Origin of the sequence: Aquimarina aggregata (assembly GCF_001632745.1) — a bacterium.
GTDB classification, from domain to species: Bacteria; Bacteroidota; Bacteroidia; order Flavobacteriales; family Flavobacteriaceae; genus Aquimarina; species Aquimarina aggregata.
Genome location: NZ_LQRT01000013.1, coordinates 139,021 through 162,809 on the forward strand (window position 1 = coordinate 139,021; position 23,789 = coordinate 162,809).

Below are 23,789 nucleotides of genomic sequence, written 5' to 3' on the forward strand. Positions count from 1 at the left end.
AACGAACTTGAAAAACAGACTACTAATTAAAAAATAGTCGAAAATTACTTTCTTACTTATCTAAAAGATCGTCGCGAGCAAAAACAAGATCATGAAATTTAAAAAACCTATTAAAATTCTATTCTCTTTAATTATTATACTTAGTAATATAAGCTGTGATCAAATTACTAAAGAAAAAGTTAGACAAGAAATATCAAAAAATGAAACCATTAAAATTATAGGTGATAATTTCATTCTTACAAAAGTAGAAAATACAGGTGCTGCATTAAGTTTAGGAGAAAATTTAACTCCTAATGCTAAGATTATTCTTTTGCAAGTATTACCACTATTAGTACTTATTTTTATGTTTATCTATATTATTAAAGAAAAGAAGATTTCGAAATTTAATCTAATTGGATTCTCTTTCATAATTGGGGGCGGAATTGGAAATATATACGATAGAATTCTATTTAATTCTGTAACAGATTTTATGTATGTAGAGTATGGTTCTCTACATACTGGAATTTTTAATATGGCAGATGTATCTGTTGTAATTGGAACTCTTTTTATTCTATTAAATTCAATACTATCAGAAATAAATAAAAAACGATATAACCTAACAAGATTTTAATTTTGTGTCTGAAATTGTAAATGATTATTTTACATAGCGGAGTATTAAAAATAAGGGAGATGTCAAATGTCAAATTATTTTTTGTTTGTTTAGTTTTACTTGGAATTGTCTCTTGTATGAGTGAAAAACCAGAGTTGATTCAGTTGAATTTCGAAAAAGATTTAATGCCTGAAGGTATTGCGATCAATAGTAGTACAAAAAAGTTATATTTAAACAGTTTAAAAAATAATAAAATAGTAAGTAGCTCACTCGATGGTAGTTCCCCTACAACCTTTCTCGAATCTAACGAACATAATTATTTAGCTGGTTTTGGAATGACAATTAAAGGAGATACTTTATATGCTCTTGGTAACAGTCTTACACAAAATAAAAACAAATCAATTCTTTTACTTTTACAACTTTCTTCTGGTGACCTAATTGATTCCTACTCAATTAATGATTCAACTTTTCACTACTTAAATGACTTAGCTGTTAGTTCAACCAATAAGATTTTTATAACAGACTCAGAAAATAATAAAATCTATACCGTACAAAGACCCAGCAAGAACATTGAGGTTTATTTGGATGCTGAAGAAGTTTCTAACTCTAATGGAATTACTATATCTAATGATGATGAATTGTTATACTTAGCATCAAGTAAAGGAATTCGAATTATTGAAACAGTATCAAAAAAAATAATAAACAAACCCAGAAAAGATTATTCGGGCATAGACGGTTTAAAATATTATAATAATAATTTATACGGCATAGTAAATGCTAAGCGTGACAGAACGCAAAATGGATTATTCAAATTTAAACTCAACAAAGCTCGAACCGAAATTCTGGAAAATGAAAAAATAGTCGAATTTACAGAGAGTTTTAAAATCCCAACTACTTTCGACATTTTTGATAAAAACATTTATTTTGTGACCAATACGCAAATAGATAATTTTGATGAGGATACGAATATGATTTTGGATTTAAAAAAGTTAGAACCTTATAAAATCATGAAAGTCAAAGTAGAATAATATAATAGAGCCCAATCCATAAACAAAAAAAGGTTTAATCAAAAGTCTTATTAATTTCAATTCTCATATTTATCATAAAACAAAGTATCCATCTTGTATAATGTAACTGGCTATAACTTTTAATTAAATGAAACATCGAACCCTCATATTCAAATGCAGCTAGATCCTATGCAATATAGTATTATAGTAATCAGGTTATTGTATTTTTACTGAAGTTCGGTGCTTTTAGAAGAAGATTTTCAATTCATATCAGAAAAATCAAAAAATAAAGTAACATATTCTGGTATTGTGACATGTATGTATAACATGAATAATACTTAAACTTAAAAAATGAAAATTAAATTTATTTTAATAATTGTAGTATTTCCATATCTTTTTTCTTCCTGTAATTTAAAAGAAGGAGGGGTAAGAACAAGAAACAACATGGAAAAATATGCTTTGGAGTACATTAACAAGAACCAATTATTAGAAGAAGGTGAAAAAATATCAGCTTATTACGATTATACTATTTCCCTTGTAGGTACAGAATCTGTTTTATTAACCAATTCTAGATTAATTTATCACAACAAGAACACACAAACAACATCTATTGATATTAATGATATTATTGACATACAAAACAGAACCGAGCCCTTTATCGGAGATATTATCGAAGTAACTAGCAAAAACGGAGATATTATGATGATCGAAATTGCTCCTTTAAATCAAGGAAAGACTTTTTTAAAGGTTTTAAAATCAAAAGTGAACAAAAAAATATAGTCAATATTATATAAACTATGTTTATTCGAACTTAATGAAAATTACAAACGAAAAATATAAAAACCTAAAATTAGCTATTGAAGAAGAACGTGCCGAAAACTTTATTATTGATTTTATTTTATCTAGTGTATTGGGATTAATAGTTTCCTTTCTAACCTTTCAAAATTTAGTTTTTGCTTTTTTCGTATACACAATTCTTAGGTTTCTCTATTATTTCTGTTTTGAGCTTTTATTAGGCAGAACACCGGGAAAATATCAAACACAAACCAAAGTTGTACGTATGAACAACAAAAAACCAACCATTACTCAACTAATAATAAGAAACTCAAGTCGATTTGTAAGCATTTTTTCTGGTGTTAGCGATCATGAAAGAGCTATTCATGATAACTTATCTGGCACTTTTGTTATAAAGGATAAAACATTAAAAAAAATTGACTTCAAAAGACCTATTACAATTTTATTTAATTTTTCTTTAGTTGGGTTTTCAATTTACATAATAGGAACACAACCTGAGTTAAATACTTTTGACATTATTTTAGTAATCACTTTAAGTCTCATATTTATTTCTAGTTTATATTTACTATTCAAAAATGGCAAATTGTAAATATACTATGACAGTTTAATGACTCCATAAATACGTATTCTTAATTGTTACAGAAGTTTCTCGTAAGAAATTAACCTGCATTAATTATCTTTAACTCTGAGTCATAACCAGCGTATATCTCTTCTAAAAAATAATAACACACAAAACACTAATTTTTAGGTAAGCATAAAATGATATTTATAATAAATAAGTTAAAGTTAGCTTCTAAAATTGCTTCAATGATTATAGGAACCTTCGTTCTTATTACTTGTAACTCTAAGAATGTTAATAGCAAAAAAACAATCTTTGAACCTACTTGGGAATCTTTAGCTAAACATGATACAGAACCTGAGTGGTTCAAAGATTCAAAGTTTGGAATCTACTTTCACTGGGGTCTTTTTACGGTACCCGAGTACTATGATGAAAAGTATCCCCGATGGATGTATTTTGAAAAACTACCTGAAAAAGGATGGGGAGGTCCAGTTCGTAAACATCATAATGAAACTTATGGTGGTGTAGAGAAATTCAATTATCATGATTTTATTCCTATGTTTAAAGCAGAGAAATTCAATGCAGCGGTATGGGCAGAATTGTTTGAGTTATCCGGAGCTAAGTTTGCGGGACCAGTAGCCCAACATCATGATGGTTTTGCTATGTGGGATAGTGATGTAAATCCATTTAATGTTATGGATAAAGGACCTAAAAAAGACATCACTGGTGAGCTATTTCAAGAGCTTAAAAAACGTAAAATCAAAACTATTGCTACATTTCATCATGCTAGAAATTTAGCACGTCATGCAAATGACACCAGTCAATGGGCAGATAAATGCGATAAGCCAATGATGTCAAATGATAGCTATTATCCTTATCACCCTAATTTAATTACTTCTACCAAAGATGCCGAATTAAAATACTTGTATGGTAATATTTCAGAACAAGAATTTAATGATTATTGGCTCAATCAGGTAAACGAAGTAGTCGAAAATTATGCACCAGATATGATCTGGTTTGATTCTTGGTTGCATTTAATTCCTGAAAATTATCGCAAAAAAATGGTAGCTCATCATTTTAATACTGGTGTAAACCGAGGACAAAAACCTATCGTATTTTACAAGCAACAAGATTTACCAGATAACGTTGGCCTATTAGACATTGAGCAAGGAGGTAAAAAAGGTATGTCAAAACAATATTGGTTAACAGATATTACTATTACTAAATGGGGTTGGAGTTATACCAATAAGTTAAAGTGTAAAAAACCAGATATACTTATCCGCAACATGATAGATGTATGGAGTAAAAAAGGAGTAGTATTATTAAACCTATCTCCACGTGCAAACGGAACCATCCCTAATGAACAACAAGAAGTTTTAAAGTCTATTGGCAAATGGATGAACAAACATAAAGAAGCGGTATACGAAACAAGAACACATACTACATATGGTTATGGTGTTGTTGCTGTCAAAGATAACGTGCATGGTGGACAATCCGCTACTATTAAATATACTAAAGATGATGTTCGATTTACAACCTCAAAAGATAAAAAAACTATATACATTTTTACATTAGGAATGCCCGAAGCGAAGACAAATTTAGAAATTAACCATGTGATAGATATTTCAAAAAATCAACCTATTAAACGTGTTTCTATAATTGGTAGTAAAAGCACACTAGATTGGTCTGTTAATGATGATAAACTTATCGTAAAAACTCCTGAAACAACAGAAATGGATGAAATTGCAACAGTCTTTAAATTAGAATTCCTTCAACCGATACAAGCTAAGCCATTGATTAACAAATAATACGTTACACAAATTAGCAGGAGACGATATTTGCTATATTTAGGAAGACAGAAGTAGTATACAATAAGCCTTACTATGACCAAATAAAAACTTCTGAAACACTTTAAACAAAAATCTAATTAATGTATATTACCGCCCTATTTAAAGGTAAAAAATATGCAAAGTAATACCGTGCTGACTTACATTAAAGATGTAATAGAAAATATGCCTAAGGATTGGTTAAATCTAACAACACATCGATTAGATATTTATGATGAGGAATTGGCCAAAAGTCAGTTTTTAGAACAGTTTGAAATTTTATTTGACACAAATAATTCTCAATCTTCAGCATTAAATGAACTACCTACTGCATACGATTACATTCGATTAGGTCACCCATTATCTTGCGTTCTGGAATGGGTTGTTGCAAAATTAAACAATTCAAAAGCAGAAAATATAATCAGTTTTTCTTCAAAAACAATTCCTGTTTTAGCTGTTCTTAGAAAGAACTTATTAATCAATAAAAACACTCAGATCTTTTATATCGATGAATTACCTGATTTTTTTGATCCAGATGTAATACAGCACATATACGGTTATAAATTTGATGTAAAGAAAATAAATAGTATTCAAGAGATTCCTGAACTCGATGACAGTACAATTTTTATTTCACAAAGAGATGATATTTGCAATTTTGATCTCATTTCAAATGTTGACTTTTTTATAAACATTCATCCTGACCTAGGTAGTCTAATATTAGTAAATGGTGAGCAAAACAAAAGTTATATCTCAGAAATTCAACATGTAAGAAGAAGAGAAACTATTGCAATGACACCGGCTAATACTTTGGTTGCACTAAATTACCTTTTAGAAAAAACTACTATCGATAGTCCAAATAATGCTATTGAAACTAATAAAACACTTGTCTTAAATTCAATAAAACACATTACTGATACCACTGTAGAACCATTAGTTGGATCTAGTGGACTCTCTATGCAGTATGCTATTGTAATGGGGCTGGTTCATCATGCACTCGAAAATCATAAAGGAAAAGCCATAAAAATTATCGTTCCCCCAAATTGTTATGGAGGAACAAACGACCAAGCAAGACGTGTAGCAGCTTGCAGTGATACTATTGAAGTAATGGATTTACCCGTTGACGGCGGTAAAGATATGGTACAAAGCATTGATCTAGTTTTAAATAAAATTGCCGATGAAGATGCAATTCCCTATATCATTGCTGAAATTCCAACAAACCCAAGAGTTGAAGTCCCAGATCTTATAAAGTTAAAAGACGTTTTAAGTAAAGAACGTAAGACTAAGAATAATGAAACCGCAATTGATCCAGTTTTTATATTGGATCAAACATTTTGCCCTAATGTTCATTTTCTTGGCAAAGATGAAATACTCTCTTCTGTTAGAACCATTGCATATGTAAGTGGATCTAAATTTCCAAGTGGCGGTAAATGTACCGCTGGTTACTGTGTCGCGAATAATAAATCTGAGGCTTTGATGAAAAAAATAGAGCTACATTTAAGACTTTGTGACAATGAGGCTACAAATCTTCAAATGGAAATACTCACCAAACAGTTACCTTCAATGAATCAAAGAATACATGATGCTTATAAGAATACACGTGAATTTGTAAACTATATCAACGATATATTACCAGAAGCAAAAATCAATTTTGTTTCAGAAGAGTTGGCTAATAAAGGATTCACCCCATCAGTATTTTCATTAGACCTTCCAACAAAAGGTAATACTGACGAAGAAAAAGAAACATACAAACGAGCACTTAATCTCAAATTAATCAACTTAATGATTAGTGAAATTCCAAATGAAAGTAAATTTTGTGTAAGCTACGGGCAGTTAAAAGGGTGTTATTGGACAATACCTGCAACCTCAACTCAAGGTACAACTAAAGAGGATGACAAAGATTATATTGTACGCGTAGCACTTTCGGCTAATTTGGATTTTGAACTTCACAAAAAGGTGTTTTCGAGTTTTGTTAAAAGTATATAATCTCAAAAGTATAAACGATAGTCTTTTAAAAGGTAAGTCCGGATCAAATTAAAAAAAGCAAATCTTTTAGTGCTCTACAATACATATATAGGATTTTGCATATCATTATGTTAACAAAAAATTAGACCCTACTAGTACTAAAATGTCAGAAAAAATTCGTAAATTGTTGTATAACCTTATACAAACCAACAACTTATGGAAAAATTTCTACTATTTTTACTTTTACTTCCTCTTACTATTTTTGCACAGACGAATTACTCGCAAGAGGATATTACAGCTGCTGCTTCGCACGAGAAACAATGGCTACTTACTAATACAACAGGAGACAAGACAGATTACGCCTATGGCATAACAAAGATGGTCCAACCTTTTATTCAAGCTAAAACGAATTGGGAAGCGCAATATTCATCATGCGGAACAAATTGCCAGCAATGGGTTCACCAAACCAATGCTCCCAGTACTCTAAAAAAGAGAAAAATATCTTATAAAGTATACTTTGAAAAATTACCAACTGGTAAACTAATAAGTACCAAAGTCGTTTTTGAAGGTAATAAAGATCTAATCATTGACTTTTTTATGACGTACTGGACAGATGACCTTGAATTTAATCCAGGAACTAAAGACAAACATGATCTTGCAACGGTCCGATTTTTAACCGATATAGCAACACTAAAAACTAATACTGATGGTGACGCTTCAATTATAGTTACAACAGGTACTGCAAAAGATTCTTATGCCAATATGCTATCTCATAATTAATATATAAGAATTCTTTTCAACATAATCATACATAGTATCCTCTTTACTCCTATTGGAATAAAGGGGATATTTTTTATCATCATATTTTACTTTGTAATTTATTTTTCTGTTATAGGTTTTTAATCTTTTGTTATAGTGAATTATCTCCTGCGCTTTAAAGAATTATTTATTTTTAGGTAACTAATTTATTATGAAAAGGAGACAGTTTATTAATACCGTTGGAAAGGCTACATTATTACTATTGGCACCAATAGAACTATTAGCTAAGAGTAAAATTCTTGATGACATGTCGGGCGATTTCGTCTTTGCCGAAGCAGAACAATTTGCCAATCACGGGGGATGGGAATTAGATCAGCAATCGATGGATCAAATGGGTTCTCCTTATTTATTAGCTCATGGATTAGGCATTCCTGTCGAGGATGCTTCTACAATGCTAACATTTCCTAAAAAAGGAAAATATCGAGTATGGGTACGTACTAGAGATTGGGTAGCTCCATGGAAAGTACCAGGTACTCCAGGAAAGTTTCAATTACTTATTAATGACAAACCATTAGAAGAAACTTTTGGAACCAAAGGAGCCGATTGGCATTGGCACGATGGTGGGCTTGTAGAAGTATCCCAAAAAACAAAAGTAGCACTACATGATCTAACAGGTTTTGAAGGAAGATGTGAAGCCATCTTATTTTGTAAAGATTTAGATTTTGAACCGGTAAATGATATTGCAGCTCTTACCAAATTTAGGAGAGAGTTATTAGGATTACCAGAAAAACCTTTAGATGGTGGAAATTTTGATCTAGTGGTTACAGGTGGTGGATTTGCTGGAACTTGTGCCGCAATTTCTGCAGCAAGAAATGGGTTATCTGTGGCACTTATTCAGGATCGTCCCGTATTAGGTGGGAACGGAAGTTCGGAGGTAAGAGTTTGGCCAGAAGGCCATACTCGACAGAAACCCTACGTGCATATAGGAGAAATTGTTGACGAAATTGCACCCGACTTTGTAGATCATGGAAAATATGGAACACGTAATGCCAGATTAGGCAATGTGTATGATGATGAGCGCAAAATAAAAGTTATCAAACAGGAACCTCGTATTACATTATTCCTAGAAGAAAGAGTAATTCAAGTTACACAAGAGAACAGCAAAATTAATGCTGTAGTTTCTCAAAATACCAGAACTGCGGTGCAAACTGAAATTAAAGGTAAATTCTTTGCGGACTGCACAGGTGATGCAACTGTTGGTTTTCTGGGGGGAGCAAAATATGAAATATCCAGTTCGGGATTCATGGGGTTTTCTAATATGTGGAATGTAATGGATGCGGCAAATGAGGAAGATGTTTTAAAATGTGAATGTAAAGATAAAGCAGCACTCACGCTATCATGTGAGATTGGAGATACAGCACAACCATTTCCGAGATGTCCTTGGGCCATAGATTTAAGTGATAAACCATTTCCAGGAAGGGCCAATTACAAAGGGCAATGGGGATCAGAAGATCCGTTAGGTAATCTTGGAGGATGGTTCTGGGAAAGTGGTTTTGATAAAGACCCTATAACTGACGTAGAAAAAATTCGAGATCTAAACTTTCGAGCCATGTATGGTGCATGGGATGCTTTAAAAAATATAGATAAATTATACCCTAATCATCGATTAGGATGGTCAGCCTTTATTTCAGGAAAAAGAGAATCCAGAAGACTTATGGGAGACATAAAATTAACCGCTAATCATTTTAGAGATAAGGTTAAGTTTCCCGATGGTGCCTTTCCTTGCTCTTGGGGTATAGATGTTCATAGCCCCCATGAATCTTTTGATAAAGATTTAAAAGGCGAAGAATTTATTTCTTTTGCTACCACAGGAAAAGGATATGATTATGAAGGCCCATATTGGGCCCCTTATCGCGCACTTTATAGTCAGAACATTACAAATTTGTTTATGGCTGGTCGAAATATTAGTGTTAGTAGAGAAGGATTAGGTCCTGTAAGAGTAATGAAAACCTGTGGAATGATGGGTGAAATAGTAGGTAAAGCCGCAGCTATTTGTTCGAAATATAATACTACTCCTAAAGGTGTGTATAAAGACCATTTGGATAAATTAAAAGAAATGATGAAACAACCAGGGTCCAAGCGCATTTAAATTTCAAATAATTCGTAATATATAATGAAATATTATCCTCTATTTGTTTTGATTCTTTTCCTATCAAACTCTTGCAAAAATAACAGTTCGGTTTCAGAAGAAAGCAATGTTAAGAAAAGTGATGCATCCGTTAATTATTTTAAATTAGATTTAGGAAAACCAACTCTTAAATCAAAATTTGAAAATGATACTTGGAGTATCTGGGGTGGTTCTATGGTAAAAGGAAATGACGGATTGTACCACATGTTTTATTCACGTTGGAAAAAAGAATTAGGATGGGCCTGGGTAACTGATTCTGAAATCGCTCATGCAGTTTCTAATACTCCATTTGGTCCCTTTACGTTCAGGGATGTAGCACTTTCAAGTAGAGGTAGTAATTATTGGGATGGATTGTGTACGCATAACCCTAATATACACAAGTTTGATGGAAAATATTATCTCTACTATATGGGAAATACTGGAGATGGCAAAACGACCACTTTTCCGGGTAAATTAGTATTAAATCCAAGCCATCGCAATAATCAACGAATTGGTGTTGCTGTTTCTGATAGTCCTAATGGTCCTTGGAAAAGGTTTGATACTCCTCTTATTAATACTGGTACGCATGAAAACGCCTTAGACGCATTAATGGTTAGCAATCCATCCGTTACTAAGCGTCCAGAAGGTGGTTATCTTATGGTGTACAAAGCTGTTGGAAAACAAAAACCTGGAATTTGGGGTGGACCTGTAGTACATTGTATAGCTACTTCAGAAAATCCTACCGGCCCATTTAAAAAATATGATCAACCTGTATTTCAAACAAAAGATTATGATTTTCCGGCTGAAGATCCTTTTATTTGGTATCAAAAAGGTAAATACCGAGCCATTGTTAAAGACATGCATGGGGCTTTTACCAATGTTGGCCGTTCATTAGTATTATTTGAATCCGAAGATGGATTTGATTGGAAACTATCAGATACTCCATTGGTTTCCGAATTAAAAATTGATTGGGCCAATGGATATACACAAACTGTAGATCATTTAGAACGACCCCAGCTTTATATAGAAAATGGAAAACCAATTGCTCTACTTTGTGCAGCTGATATAAAAGATTCTCAAAATGTTATACACTCGTTTAATGTACAAATCCCCATTTTAGAATAGTATGAGTTCTTTTTGATTGGTGAAAAATATCCAAAAGCAAAAGGTTTAGATTTTATTCAACACCTATATTACAAACATTTCTAAATCAGAAATAAAAAATGTAACACTCTAAAATTATACCTTTACGATAATTCAAAAATGCAAATTAAGGTTTAATGAAAATAGCAACGGTACAGACAAAATCTATTAAAGGCGATATCGCTGCCAATATTACTAATCATAAAAAGTTAATCAATTCATGTATTTCGTTACAGGCAGATGCTATTTTTTTTCCAGAGTTATCATTAACAGGATATGAGCCCAAACTTGCTAAAGAATTAGCTATCGCAAAAGAAGACATTAGACTTGAGCCTTTTCAAGAACTTAGTAACCGCAATACAATTACTGTCGGTGTAGGTTTACCTACAAAATCAGAATATGGTATTCATATCAGTATGATTATATTTCGGCCTAATCTACCAAAACAAATCTATCACAAGCAATATTTGCATGATGATGAACTCCCCTATTTTGTTACAGGTCAAGATTGTAATATTATTACTATAAATGACATAAAGGTAGCCTTGGCTATCTGTTATGAAAGTTTACAACTAGTTCATTTTAAAAAATCTATTAAACTAGGAGCCAAATACTATTTAACATCTGTTGCAAAATCAAAAAAAGGGGTTGATCATGCATTAAAACATTATGCTAAACTAGCTCAACAACATTCGACACCTATTTTAATGTGTAATGGCATTGGACTTTGTGATACTTTTGAGAGCACAGGAACTTCTTCTATTTGGAATTCTAAAGGAAAACTTATAGCACAATTAGATAACATAAATCAAGGAATTCTTATTTTTGACACACAAACAGAAGAAGTAATTCGTACCCAAATTTAAGTATACAAAGACAATAAAATTCATGGCATATAACATAGTTCTTATCGAACCTGAAATCCCTAACAATACGGGAAATATAGGTCGGTTAAGTTTAGCTTCAGGATCCAATTTGCATTTAGTAAAACCATTTGGATTTGAACTCAGTGACAAAAGGGTCAAAAGAGCCGGGCTAGATTATTGGAAACATCTTTCTATAACCATATACGAGAGTAAAGAAGAATTCTTTGAAATACATAAGGACAAAAAAATAGCTTTTTTCTCTAGTCATAGTGAAAAATCATATTGGTCTATAGATTATGAAGATGATATGTTTTTCGTATTTGGGAAAGAATCAAAAGGGCTTTCTGAAAATATTATTGCGAATAATTTACATAGAACTTATAAAATTCCAATTTACAATGAGCATATTCGAAGTTTAAACCTAGCAAATGCTGTTAGTATTATAGTGTATGATGGATTAAAAGCTTTACGTAAGTAACCTACAAGAATAATTATAGAGTCAACATTCGTAACATTTGACTTTTTTTGCATTTTTCGTCCTTAAATAGCCCCTGTATGTTTTTAAAATTAGAGTAAAAAACTACCAATTATCTCTATAATTTGTCAATAAAATTATCAGATTACTCTTGTATCACTTTAATTCTTAGCAAGACACGAAATCTCTTTATTAAAAAATACACTATTCTTAATAAAATAATGTTTTACATAAGAAAACAATAAAAATACCAGATATAAACGTTTTTATATTACCAAATTGTTAATAATTAACAGTTTTACAACAAAATTAAGTTTACCAATTTCTTAATAAAACAGCTTAAAAATTACATAAAAGCCATCTCTGATCTTCGGTTTATTACATAATTAAGAACACCTCTCTTGTTTCTATTGCAAACCCAATAATCTTATTTTTTTCTTGAACCAGTTCATCATCAATTTTGTTAGAAAAACTTTATGATTTTGGATTGATTTTTTGAATACATTTGCCACCGATTTAAAAAACAAAAACGCAAAACTTTACTATTATGAAAAACTTTTTAATCTTACTTGTTATCGCTGTTAGTCTTTTTTCTTGTGAAACAGAATCATTAAATGATGCTGCTCCTTTTCCTCAAGAAAACAACCCTGTTGATACAGAACCAAATGATACTGTTGATGAATTAGATGAAGTTGACGAAATAAAAGGTTAGTCACTAAGACATAAAAAAAACATTTTAGTTATCCCCCCAAATCTAATAGTTTTTTGATTTTAATTCGCCTCAGAACAATAAAAGATACATTTAAATAAACAAAACACAAAACTTTATTATTATGAAAAATTTTTTAATCCTACTCGTTATCGCCGTTAGTCTTTTTTCTTGTGAAACAGAATCATTAAATGATGCTGCTCCTTTTCCTCAAGAAAACAATCCTGATGTAGATCCTGATGTTACAATAGATGAACTAGACGAAGTTGACGGTCAATAAATAAGACATAGAAAATATTTAAGTTATAATACCCCAAACCTAATAGTTTTTTTCATTTGAATTAGCCTCAAAATAATAAAAGACCTATTGAAATAAATTAAAGAAGCCTTATAAAGGCTTCTTTTTTTTGTAGTACTTATTGATACTGCGAAAAATACCAAAATGAAGTATCTTTATGTTACAAGCATTTTTTACGACTTCAAGTAAAACATTGTTATTATTGTCACCCTTTAGCATATCGCTTATACAAATTTCCCAACGGCACAATTAGACCTCTAAAGGGTTCCTTTATTTTTCACAGATAAGATAAACTTAGTTCCTAAATCTTAATAATGTTAGTTAGTTTTTTGCAAAAAGAACTAGTTAAAAATTCGGGGAATTTTCCGTTTTTATTACAATTGTAATTTTTCTTAAAAAAGGTTATGGAATCCCGTATAAAAGTGAATTAAATTTTTATTATCTTCGATAAACACCCGCTTATATTTTCATTGTCAAAATAGTTTTTAGTCAGTCTCTAATTTAAACTTAAAACTAACTTTTCATGAATGTTATTGACCCCCTACATAAACACGAAGGATTCACATTTCGAACAATGATTGATAGTATTCCTAATCCATTGATTTTAATTAATCAAGAAGGAAAAATTGTATATATAAATACTTATACAGAACACTTATTACAATATCAAAAGGATGAAATTATTGGGCGAAATATTGAAACCGTTATCCCAAAATGGTTTAATTGGCAGCATTATCAGTACTTAGATTTTATATTTAAAGACCCTGAAGTTAAAATTACTGATAGAAACGTCGAAATTTTTGGGATACGAAAAAATAAAAATAAGATTCCTTTAGAAATAAAATCAAATACTATCGATACTTCTGATGGAAAAATGATTCTTATCTCTTTAATAGATATTAGTGAAAGAAAAAAAACGGAAAATACTTTAGAAAAACATATTAAAAAACTAAAAAACAAAAATAAGGAACTTGAACAATTTAATTATATTGCTTCTCACGATCTACAAGAACCATTAAAATCTATTTCTAGTTTGACAACGATGATAACCGATGAGTATCGAGATCATCTAAATGAAGAAATTAAAAATTCTTTTACTTTTCTACATGAATCTACTAGTCGCATGAAAAATCTTATTTCTGCTCTTTTAGATTATGGACGTTTAGGACGACATCTTGAATTAAAACAAATAAACTGTAATACCTTAATTCGAGAAGTTATAGATGATTTTTCTACTATTATCAAAGATTTTCAAATCGAATTTAAAATTGGGGATTTACCGATCATCTATGGTTATAGAACTGAATTAAAAGTATTGTTTGAAAACCTTATTAGCAATGCTATTAAATTTAGAAAAAAACATGTGCCAACCATTATCGAAATTTCAGCGCAAAAACAATTAGATACTTGGTTCTTTAGTATAAAAGATAATGGCATTGGGATGAACATGAAATTCATAAATAAGATCTTTACTATCTTTCAACAATTAAACTCTAAAGAAGAATATTCTGGAACAGGAATAGGCTTATCACATTGTAAAAAAATTGTTGAAATCCATGATGGAGATATCTGGGTAGAATCGGTACCTGGACGAGGTAGCTCTTTTTATTTTACCATTAACATCAAAATATGACTATCATGAAAAAGATAACAGGTTTAGATTGCATCATATTGGTCGATGATGATAAGATTACAAACTTTATTAATAAGAAAGTTATTAAGCGTGCTGATATAGATGTTACGATTAAAGTTAATTATAATGGCACCGAAGCTTTAAACTATTTAAAGGAAATGGATCAAGGCTCTAGTAGTGAGTTTCCCAGGCCAGGGATTATTTTTTTGGATATCAACATGCCCGGTATGAGTGGGTGGGATTTTATTGACGAATACAAAAAACTGCCCTGTATGCAAAAGGAAAAAATTATAATTGCTATGTTAACTACCAGTGTAAACCCTGATGATGAACACATTGCCAATACAACACCTGAAATTAATATCTACCTAAAAAAACCCTTAACCGTAAAAAAATTAGAAGATACTATTGATACTTATTTTCCGGTTTAATTATCAAAAAGCAAAATAAACCTTAACCTATATAGGTTCTCCATATAGATCAAAATCTTCTGCCTCATAAATTTTTACTGTGGTATAATCCCCTGTCTTGAGGTAATGTTTAGTAGCATCTATTAATACTTCATTATCTACATCGGGTGAATCAAACTCGGTACGACCTATAAAATAATTACCTTCTTTACGATCTATAATTATCTTAAATTCCTTACCTATTTTTTGTTGGTTTAATTCCCAAGAAATCTGAGATTGAATTTCCATGATCTCATTTGCTCGTTCCATTTTCACATCTTCAGGAACATTATCTTCAAGATTAAAAGCATGGGTATTCTCCTCATGAGAATATGTAAAACACCCTAGACGCTCAAAACGCATTTCTGTAACCCAAGACCTTAAGGTTTCAAAATCTTCTTGCGTTTCTCCTGGGTATCCTACAATTAGGGTAGTACGAATTGCCATTTCTGGTACAGCCTCTCTAAATTCTTTTAATAATTTAGTGGTTTTGGCTTTTGTGGTTCCACGACGCATTGATTTTAATATAGGATCTGATATATGCTGAAGTGGGATATCAATATAGTTACATATTTTTGGTTCTTGTTTCATAACTGCTAATACATCCATAGGAAACCCTGTTGGAAATGCATAATGAAGTCTTATCCATTCTATACCCTCTACTTTTACAAGAGATCTTAATAAATCTGCTAATTTTCGCTCTTTATACAAGTCTAAACCATAATATGTAAGATCTTGAGCTATTAACACTAATTCTTTTACTCCATCTGCAGCTAATTTTTCTGCTTCAATAACGAGCTCTTCTATTGGCGTGGATTTATGCTTTCCTCTCATTAAAGGTATCGCGCAAAATGAACAAGGACGATCACAACCTTCTGCAATTTTAAGATAAGCATAATTTTTTGGAGTAGTAGTAAGACGCTCTCCTATCAATTCATGTTTATAATCTGCTCCTAAAGCCTTTAATAACCCGGGAAGTTCTGTTGTACCAAAATATTGATCTACATCAGGGATTTCTTCTTGTAAATCCGGCTTGTAGCGTTCTGATAAACAACCGGTAACAAATACTTTATCAACAGTACCTTCATCTTTTTTTTGCACATACTCAAGAATAGTATTTACAGACTCCTCCTTAGCATTAGCAATAAAACCACAAGTATTAATAACCACAATGTTTCCTTCTTCCTCATGAACAACTTCTTTGTTGTTCGCCTTCAATTGCCCCATTAACACTTCGCTATCGTAGACATTCTTACTACAGCCTAATGTAACAACGTTGATTTTATTTTTCTTTAAAGTCTTTGTTCTCATATCTTTTGAATAAAAGGTGTGCAAAGATACAATGAATAAGTATAGTTTAGCCTATAAATTTAATTACTATAAGCATTAAAAAAAGAACTCTCTCTAAACTCAAGCTATATTTATAGGAAATACTTTTTTAAAAAGAAACTCTAAAAGTAGCATTTGGTGTTAACCCTAATGACTCTTCTTGAATTTCTTCCAGAGAATTTTCTGAAATTCTGTAGTAATTATTGATTACATTTTGGTTATTGGTAATATTCCAGACAGATACTCCTGCATGAGCAAAAACCTTTTTACCAAATCTAAAATCATATGTTGCAGAGATATCTAATCTAAAATAGTCATCTAATCTACTACTATTAACATCTTCAAAATTAATTCGGTTCCCAAATCTCTCATTTCCTTGTACAGGTCTAGTTGTAGGCAACCCAGAACTCCAATTTAATCCAGAAGATAATTTTAAATCTTTTAAAATATAAGATGTCCCAAATGATAGAGAATGTCTAGCATCTAAATTATTAGGAAAAGCATCCTCTTGAAAGTCTTTAAAAACATAATCATTCTTTGCGTACGAATAACTCGCCCATGTATTAATTTTTCTAAATCTTTTATTTACTAAAACATCAACGCCATTTACCGTATACTCACCAACTGCATCTTCAAATTCAAAATCGTTTCTAAACCGCTGTCCTTTTGCTGTTATTCCGTCTACTGTTTTATAATACCCTTCAATACTAATTAAAAAACCTTTTCTGTTATAGTGCAATCCTAACGATGCTTGTTTACTTTTAATAATTGGTATTTCTTTATTTTCTTCAGATAGTATCCATCTTCTTTTTTCAATGCCTAAAAAATCGTTTTGTTCATCGATTAACTGAGAAATATTCTGGTGTTTGAACTCTCCCAATATCTCAAGATTAAAATATTTTAAAAATTGTTGATTAAAATTTAATCTAGGCTCTATGATGTGTGAGTTAAACTTTTCATTAAAACTATATCGTATTCCCAAATTAATCTTAGTGGTCTTCGCAATCGTTTGAGGTCTGTAGTATAATTGAGAAAAAAGTCCATGAGTTCTAATTACTCTGTTTTCTTTTCTATTAAAAGTCGGATCTCCAATATCATTTGAAGTAGCTACCCCGGTTTCAATAAATTGATATCCATTAAGCCATTTCATTCCTTTATTAATGTCATAAAACGTGCTTAGCTTTGCTCCTGTTTCTGAAACTTTATTTTCTTGGACAAAACGTTGACCATCTCCAAAGTTTGCATTAATAGCTTTAAGCTCATAATCGGTCTCATAAATCTGAAGTACAGATTCAAAAACATCATTCCATTGTCTTTTATACCAAATCCCACCCGCATAACTATTCTGCATCAAACTACTCTGTCTTGACTCTTGAGTAGTAGTAGCATCAATGTTTTCTGTAAAAACCAATTCGTTATTAATCACTAAGAAGTTGACTCTTAAATCATCTTTATCCGAGATATTATAGTTCCAGCGCATACCAATATCATAAAAATCAAAAACAATATCTTCTTGTGCACTAAGCTCATTGTCCTGAGAAATTCTTTTAAAATATTCTCTATATGTTGGTGTTTCTGCAACATCGCTTATAGATTTCCTACCTGCCAGCTGCATTGATGATTTTTTTCCTAACGGAATATCTGTAAATGCATCTGCATTAATCATATTGATACCCGCGCTTACTTCAAATTTATCATTGATTTCCTTATCGGTATTCATTATAATAGTTCCAGACACTCCATCTGTATACTCGGCACTGGTACCGTTTTTATATAAAGTAGCTTTTCTAGTTAATGTAGGGTTAAAGGCTGATATAAGTCCAAAAAAATGACCAGACTGATACATTTTTATACCATCCCAAAGAATTAAATTTTGATCATGAGTACCGCCTCTAATATTAATATTAGAAACTGTTTCATCTGTGCTTTGAATACCTGGTAGTGCCTGAACGGTTTGTAACACATCACTTTCAATAAGTCCCGGTAAGGTTCCAAAATCATTAAAATCTATTTGAAAACTTCCGTCAGTGGTCTTTTTTATTCCTTTAGTGATATAATTACTTAGTACAACCTCGGTGAGTTCTTCTGTTTTAGGTTCTAGAAGAATTTCTGCACATTTATCACTTTTAAACGAGCTAGATAGTCTGTAAACGGTTTTGTAACCCAGATGACCTATAATAATTGTTTCTCCTTTAGAATATGCAGTTATTTCAAAATCTCCATTTCTTTTACTTATGCCCGAAGATTTTTTTCCTTGTATTGTAGCATCTGCTAAAGCTAAACCTGTTTCTTTATCTTTTAGCTTTCCACAAATGATATAGGAAATGTCTTTTTTATTTATTGAAATAAAATTATTAGCAAGTTTTGTATAGGTAAGTTCTGTTTCTTGCTTTAGAAATTCTAATGTTTTATCAAAAGAGCTCTTTTTCTTAAATGATGGTACAAAAATGTCTTTTACTGTATCATCTGCAAAAGTAAATGTGTACTGAAATCGATTTTCTAAATCAGCAATTACATCAGTTAATAAGATTTTATTTTTTTTTGAAGTCTGACCATTTGACAACAATACAAAAAACACAAAAAATAACCCTAAGATATTCTTTTTAGGGCTATTATTGTTACTTCTTATATAGTCTAATATGGTTATCTGAATCAATGTTGTAAGTAAAATCTAAAGGTAACGTTATGGATTTTAAGGCATCTTCTAAATTTGTATGCACAAATCCTCCAGTAAATATACGTGAAGTATCTATATTTTCTAATGAAAAAACAACATCATATTGTCTTTCAAATTCATTTATTACTTCATAAAGCGGAACGCTCTTAAAACTACTTATATTGTTCAACCAATTAGGAAATATATCTGAAGTCATATCAGAAGTCATAGTTCCGTTTACAATTTTTAAGGTGCTACCTGCGGGCAAATCCTTATTCTGCCCATTGTATTGAACATTTACAAGTCCTTCAAAACACTTAACTTCAAAATATCCTTTACGATTTTTAACATTAAATTGTGTTCCTTTGACACTTACGATTCCCGTACCTGCAACAACATCAAATTTTGATCCTTTTGCCACCTTAAAAAAAGCTTCACCATCTAGTACAACCTCTCTTTTATCACCCCACTTGTCTTCGTTAAATGCTATTTTTGATTTTGAATTTAACATTACTGTAGACGCATCTGGTAATGCAACAGAAGTTTTTTCACTGATCAAAGTTTCAAAATTTCTTGTGCCGTTATCCATAAAGAAAAAGGATCCAATACCCAACAATAACACAAGTATTGCGGCAATTCTCAACAATGGTTTGTACCATGTATTAGAGTCTTTCTCTTTGAACGAAGAGATTTGTTGCTTATCTAACTTTGCATACAAATCATCTAAACTAGCCACTTCAGACACTTCTGAAGCTTTAAAATTTTGAGCTCCTTCAAGAATTTTAACATGACTCTTATAATCATCTAATCTTCTAAAGGCTTCCCACTCTTCTGTGGTTAGTTCATCGCTCAACCATTTTTTTATAAGATTTTCTTTATCCATCTTTTATTCCTTACTATTTATAAAACAACTAAGTTTTAGTTTTTCCCCTAAAATTATTTAAAACCTTCTAATTCGCTTTTCAATTTTTTATATGCAGCATAAATTCTATTTTCAACAGCTTTTTTTGTAACTCCCAACATTTCAGCTATTTCTGCATGTTTTTTCCCCTCAACTTTATTCAATAAAAAGGCGACTCTTTGGTCTTCGGTTAATCTACTCAAAGCGACCTGATAATTTTTTAAAAACTCTTTTTCCTCTATTACGAACTCAGGAGACTCATTTGTATACTCTTTAGGTTTATTTTCTCTATGGCGCAGCACAACCTTCTGATGTTTTATCTCATTAAGCATCATATTTTTTGCAACACTAAAAAGAAAACCTTTTGCTTTAGAAGGTGTTACTTTTTTACAATTATCTAATAATTTAATAAAAGCATCTTGCATTTTATCATTAGGGCCTAATGACTCTCCGTATTTATAATATAGATAGTTATACAAATCTTTTGCGTATTTTGTGTAAATTTTAGAGAATACCTCCTCTTTACAAACATTATCGTGTAGGTCTTTTGGCATTGGTATGGAGTTTCTTGGGTCTAAATTTAGAAAAAAACAAAAATAAAAAAGGAGTTTTTAAAAGTTAGTTGTTTTATTAGTATAATCTGAGTACAAAAAGATTACATTTTTATGAATACGAAAATCAGTATAATTCTATTTTTATTTATCACAATTACATTAGGGCTTTTCTCTTCTTGTAGGAGTGAATCTGATGAATTACCTCAGATAGTAGATAATGGGTTTCTTCAACCTGATTCTAGAATTACTAATTTTATATTGCGAGCAGCTACTAATGATGGTGCATTAGATGACAGTCTTGACAAATCCAGTTGTTTTACAGTAAAATTCCCATACACCATAACTGTTACAGGGGTACAAACAACACTAGCTTCTATAGTAGAACTAAGAACTTTTGAAGCCTCTTACAACCCTTCTAACCCAGTTACTTATAGTTTTCCTATAACTCTTGTCTATGGTGATTTTTCTGAGGTATTAGTTAATGATAATACGCAATTTGTACAATTGGTAAATACTTGTAATGACACTGATGAAAATATAGCATGTATAGACTTTGAATATCCTTTTTCTGCCTCAGGTTTTGATTCACAAGTAGAATTAATACGAACTATAAATTTCGAAAAAGACCTTGACCTTTACCAATTCATTGATGATCTAAAAAGAGATGATCTGATTACTATAGATTTTCCTATTACAGTTAATATTTCTGATGGTGCTGTTTTAAGAGTTAGTAGTATCGGAGAGTTAGAAAATACTTTTGATGATGTGTTAAGAAATAGATGTGATAATGTTTCTAACTAGTAAAAACAGAGAATACCAAATCTTTTAACCTAAATAATTGTCATATTATGCTAATTTATCTTAAAATTATAGGGATTTTATCAATTAATACTATAATTTTGTTTCAATGCTTTAAAAAAACAAAAGACCTTTCAAACAAATTCTAATAAGCAGTATCAAAAAATACTCTGCAGACCTAGAAACGTATTTATTTTTTTTAAATAGCGTTATAACCATTGCTCTTTTGCTGTTATTTTGATCGCTCAAAAACACCACTACTTGAGTCTGATTATAATTTCAGAAAAAGATTTCACTTAATGTATAACACACAAAACTTAAACACAAATACATTAAGGCTTAACAATACTAAACTCAACAAACACCGAAATCCCATGTCAAAATTATTAAAACGAATGTCCAAGTACAAGCTACTAATAAGTGGAACTTTTCTAGTAGTTTATTGCATTTTTATGGCGTATTTGATTGTAAATCTGAATTTTTGACCTACAGCATCTTCTTGTTTCAAAACAAGACTAACTATTTAACCAAATAACTAAATAGCAAAAAAACCTCCAATATATATTGGAGGTTTTCTTATTTAAAATAGTTTTTTATTATCTGTAATTAACTGGAGTCTTTCGTTCTTTCGATACTTGTTCATAAGCATACCCTAACTGTAATAGTTTTGTTTCTGAAAAAGGTTTTGCAATTAACGTTAACCCTTTGGGCTGTCCTTTTAACGTATATCCCATTGGAACGGTAAGCGCCGGGTATTTTGCCACAGCTGCATATCCAGCATGATAGTTATTAATCGATAGAATAGCATCTAACTTATGTGCATCAATATGTATATCAAAATAATTACGAGCCACTTTTTTCAAGTTTTCTTTAATCACTTTTAATTCATCACTTGTTGTACTATCAACAAGAATACCCTCAAACAACTGTTGACCATAAGGAATTCTTCTAACTGTATCTTGATTATTAAAAGCTACAGCATCTTCAATATTTTTGATGTTTACATTATTTCCTCCTTGAGTACTGATATAATCAGGTAGGTCATTTTTCATGTCAATATTAAGAATACTTAAAAAGCCAGGCAAAGGGGTTTGTTTTGGTTCTATTTCATAAACACTGGCACCGGCATCTTTAATTTTGTTGACAGCAATTTGATAAAGTGAATCCTCTAAGAGTTCTTTTATGACACCAAATCTTCTGTTTTTTAAAGATACCCCCTTTATTGAATCTACAAAATTATCTTTGAGTTCAATCGAGGCTGCATCATCATTATCTTTTCCTACGACGGCTTTAAGAAGAATAGCATTATCAATAACATTTTTTGTCATTGGACCTGGAGTATCTAGAGTACTAGAAATAGGCACAATTCCTGTTCTGCTTAAAACTCCTATTGTTGGCTTAAGTCCTACCACAGAATTTTGACTTGCTGGAGATAAAATAGAACCACTTGTTTCTGTTCCTATGGCAGCTACACAAAAGTTAGCTGCTACAGTAACACCACTTCCTGAACTTGACCCTCCAGATTCAAAAATCATTCTTCCATAAGGGTTCATAGTCTGACCTCCAATAGCACTATACCCCACTGGGCAACCTGAACATAAAAAATAAGCCCACTCACTTAAATTAGCTTTACCTAAAATCAATGCATTTTTTTCGACTAATTTTTTTGTAATAAAGGCGTTATTAGTATGATTATTTTGAAAAGCAATTGCGCCAGCAGTTGTTGGCATACCTTTAGTATTAATGTTATCTTTAAGTAATATCGGCATTCCAAAAACAGAATTTACATCGATTGTAGATTTGTCTGTTTTATCCAAAATCCTTGCTTCATTAAAGACTTCAGGGTTTAATGATATTACAGAATTTAACGATAACTTATTATCACTTTCATACTTTCTAATACGATAGACATAGAACTTTGTAAGCTCTTCATAGGTAATCTTACCTTCTTTTATAGTCTTTTGAAGGGTAGGAATATCTTTTTCAAGAACAACCTCTTTCAATTCATTATACTTTTCCTCAGAAAAGTTTTCTAATTCTGATGCCAATGTACTCCAAATATCATTTTTATCTACAACTTTTGAATTCACAAGTTTTAAATGCATTCGTGTTTGCTTTAACTCTTGTGTAGCTGCTAGATCAGCTGTTTCGTCATAAGGTTGCCAAACCACCTTAGGTTCTAACTTGTCTTTTACGACTTCTTTTTGTTGTTGTTTACAGGAAATTAAAACAAAAATTGTAAGAAGAAAAAGGCTTATATTTTTCATGAGGTGTTCTGATTTATTATTTATAAATTATATGCTTACTTTTTTAC

At 31.1% G+C, this 23,789-nt stretch carries 21 protein-coding genes; 16 read left to right on the top strand and 5 right to left on the bottom strand.

Features of this window, described 5'->3' with window-relative positions; genetic code table 11:
• Nucleotides 1–91 precede the first annotated feature (91 nt).
• From lspA to AWE51_RS11975, 15 genes are all read left to right on the top strand, one after another.
• Nucleotides 92–610, top strand: coding sequence for a signal peptidase II (gene lspA, locus AWE51_RS11915; protein ID WP_066313792.1), 519 nt, complete (start codon nucleotides 92–94; stop codon nucleotides 608–610).
• 59 nt (nucleotides 611–669) lie between these two features.
• Entirely contained in the window at nucleotides 670–1,617 is a 948-nt protein-coding gene (locus tag AWE51_RS11920) for an SMP-30/gluconolactonase/LRE family protein (RefSeq protein ID WP_066313793.1), read from the top strand.
• 330 nt (nucleotides 1,618–1,947) lie between these two features.
• On the top strand, nucleotides 1,948–2,376 hold the full coding sequence (locus AWE51_RS11925) for a hypothetical protein (protein WP_066313794.1): 429 nt from the start codon (nucleotides 1,948–1,950) through the stop codon (nucleotides 2,374–2,376).
• 34 nt (nucleotides 2,377–2,410) lie between these two features.
• Nucleotides 2,411–2,980 (top strand): RDD family protein, encoded by a 570-nt coding sequence (locus AWE51_RS11930; protein ID WP_066313796.1) that lies wholly within the window; start codon nucleotides 2,411–2,413, stop codon nucleotides 2,978–2,980.
• A gap of 218 nt (nucleotides 2,981–3,198) precedes the next feature.
• Nucleotides 3,199–4,758 carry an alpha-L-fucosidase gene (locus tag AWE51_RS11935; protein WP_066314616.1) on the top strand — a complete coding sequence of 520 codons (1,560 nt, stop codon included), beginning with the start codon at nucleotides 3,199–3,201 and terminating at the stop codon, nucleotides 4,756–4,758.
• Between the two features lie 156 nt (nucleotides 4,759–4,914).
• Nucleotides 4,915–6,759, top strand: coding sequence for a PLP-dependent aminotransferase family protein (locus AWE51_RS11940; protein ID WP_066313797.1), 1,845 nt, complete (start codon nucleotides 4,915–4,917; stop codon nucleotides 6,757–6,759).
• Nucleotides 6,760–6,954: 195 nt separating this feature from the next.
• The gene (locus AWE51_RS11945) at nucleotides 6,955–7,518 is read left to right on the top strand and encodes a hypothetical protein (protein ID WP_066313798.1); all 564 of its coding nucleotides are present in this window, start codon (nucleotides 6,955–6,957) and stop codon (nucleotides 7,516–7,518) included.
• Nucleotides 7,519–7,708: 190 nt separating this feature from the next.
• Nucleotides 7,709–9,646: an FAD-dependent oxidoreductase gene (locus tag AWE51_RS11950; protein ID WP_066313799.1), complete on the top strand. Its 1,938-nt coding sequence runs from the start codon at nucleotides 7,709–7,711 to the stop codon at nucleotides 9,644–9,646.
• Between the two features lie 24 nt (nucleotides 9,647–9,670).
• Nucleotides 9,671–10,789, top strand: coding sequence for a glycoside hydrolase family protein (locus tag AWE51_RS11955; RefSeq protein WP_157766084.1), 1,119 nt, complete (start codon nucleotides 9,671–9,673; stop codon nucleotides 10,787–10,789).
• A gap of 155 nt (nucleotides 10,790–10,944) precedes the next feature.
• On the top strand, nucleotides 10,945–11,673 hold the full coding sequence (locus tag AWE51_RS11960) for a carbon-nitrogen hydrolase family protein (protein WP_066313803.1): 729 nt from the start codon (nucleotides 10,945–10,947) through the stop codon (nucleotides 11,671–11,673).
• 22 nt (nucleotides 11,674–11,695) lie between these two features.
• Nucleotides 11,696–12,151: a tRNA (cytidine(34)-2'-O)-methyltransferase gene (locus tag AWE51_RS11965; protein WP_066313805.1), complete on the top strand. Its 456-nt coding sequence runs from the start codon at nucleotides 11,696–11,698 to the stop codon at nucleotides 12,149–12,151.
• Between the two features lie 544 nt (nucleotides 12,152–12,695).
• The gene (locus AWE51_RS26475) at nucleotides 12,696–12,860 is read left to right on the top strand and encodes a hypothetical protein (protein ID WP_157766085.1); all 165 of its coding nucleotides are present in this window, start codon (nucleotides 12,696–12,698) and stop codon (nucleotides 12,858–12,860) included.
• A 121-nt stretch (nucleotides 12,861–12,981) separates the two neighbouring features.
• Complete coding sequence (locus AWE51_RS26480; protein WP_157766086.1) at nucleotides 12,982–13,137, top strand: hypothetical protein; 156 nt, start codon at nucleotides 12,982–12,984, stop codon at nucleotides 13,135–13,137.
• Between the two features lie 541 nt (nucleotides 13,138–13,678).
• Entirely contained in the window at nucleotides 13,679–14,788 is a 1,110-nt protein-coding gene (locus AWE51_RS11970) for a sensor histidine kinase (RefSeq protein WP_066313808.1), read from the top strand.
• 5 nt (nucleotides 14,789–14,793) lie between these two features.
• Entirely contained in the window at nucleotides 14,794–15,219 is a 426-nt protein-coding gene (locus tag AWE51_RS11975; RefSeq protein ID WP_066314619.1) for a response regulator, read from the top strand.
• Nucleotides 15,220–15,246: 27 nt separating this feature from the next.
• On the opposite strand, the gene rimO is transcribed toward AWE51_RS11975, so the two are convergent.
• The 4 genes from rimO to AWE51_RS11995 all read right to left on the bottom strand — a co-directional run bounded on the left by rimO (nucleotide 15,247) and on the right by AWE51_RS11995 (nucleotide 20,677).
• On the bottom strand, nucleotides 15,247–16,548 hold the full coding sequence (gene rimO / locus AWE51_RS11980) for a 30S ribosomal protein S12 methylthiotransferase RimO (protein WP_066313809.1): 1,302 nt from the start codon (nucleotides 16,546–16,548) through the stop codon (nucleotides 15,247–15,249).
• Nucleotides 16,549–16,675: 127 nt separating this feature from the next.
• Entirely contained in the window at nucleotides 16,676–19,222 is a 2,547-nt protein-coding gene (locus tag AWE51_RS11985) for a TonB-dependent receptor (protein WP_157766087.1), read from the bottom strand.
• Nucleotides 19,185–20,105 carry a FecR family protein gene (locus AWE51_RS11990; protein WP_066313810.1) on the bottom strand — a complete coding sequence of 307 codons (921 nt, stop codon included), beginning with the start codon at nucleotides 20,103–20,105 and terminating at the stop codon, nucleotides 19,185–19,187. Before AWE51_RS11990 ends, AWE51_RS11985 begins: the two co-directional genes overlap by 38 nt.
• Nucleotides 20,106–20,158: 53 nt before the next feature.
• Nucleotides 20,159–20,677 carry an RNA polymerase sigma factor gene (locus AWE51_RS11995; protein ID WP_066313811.1) on the bottom strand — a complete coding sequence of 173 codons (519 nt, stop codon included), beginning with the start codon at nucleotides 20,675–20,677 and terminating at the stop codon, nucleotides 20,159–20,161.
• A 111-nt stretch (nucleotides 20,678–20,788) separates the two neighbouring features.
• Here AWE51_RS11995 and AWE51_RS12000 point away from each other — a divergent pair, with 111 nt between their 5' ends.
• Complete coding sequence (locus tag AWE51_RS12000) at nucleotides 20,789–21,478, top strand: hypothetical protein (RefSeq protein WP_066313812.1); 690 nt, start codon at nucleotides 20,789–20,791, stop codon at nucleotides 21,476–21,478.
• Between the two features lie 593 nt (nucleotides 21,479–22,071).
• Here AWE51_RS12000 and AWE51_RS12005 read toward each other — a convergent pair.
• Nucleotides 22,072–23,742 (bottom strand): amidase family protein, encoded by a 1,671-nt coding sequence (locus AWE51_RS12005; RefSeq protein ID WP_066313813.1) that lies wholly within the window; start codon nucleotides 23,740–23,742, stop codon nucleotides 22,072–22,074.
• Nucleotides 23,743–23,789: the final 47 nt, after the last annotated feature.